The following is a 293-nucleotide window of genomic DNA, read 5'->3' as shown; positions in this document are numbered from 1 at the left end:
CTGAAGTTCCGCGTCTCGGGTCCGGACCCGGACAAGACGCGCGGCCTCGCACAGCAGTTCGCGCAGGTGCTGGGCAGCGACGCCGCGGTGCGCAACATCAACTATGACTGGAACGAGCCTGCCAAGGTGATCATGGTCGATGTCGACCAGGACCGGGCGCGTGCGCTGGGCATCTCCTCGCAGCAGCTCTCCGAGACGATCAACGCGGTGCTGTCCGGCTCGAAGATCACCCAGATGCGGGACGACATCTACCTCGTCGACATCATCGCCCGTGCGAGATCGGAAGAGCACAC

The 293-nt window shown here is 64.5% G+C and carries 1 protein-coding gene; it reads left to right on the top strand.

Annotation, left to right across the window (positions count from 1 at the left end; translation table 11 throughout):
* Nucleotides 1-293 (top strand): efflux RND transporter permease subunit (locus EN804_RS36410; RefSeq protein ID WP_135922429.1); only part of this gene is annotated, 293 nt, incomplete at both ends.

It is taken from the genome of Mesorhizobium sp. M8A.F.Ca.ET.161.01.1.1, from assembly GCF_004792105.1.
Classification (GTDB): Bacteria; Pseudomonadota; Alphaproteobacteria; order Rhizobiales; family Rhizobiaceae; genus Mesorhizobium.
The sequence above is the reverse complement of the archived record's forward strand: the minus strand, read 5'-3'. Positions and strand labels throughout refer to the sequence as shown.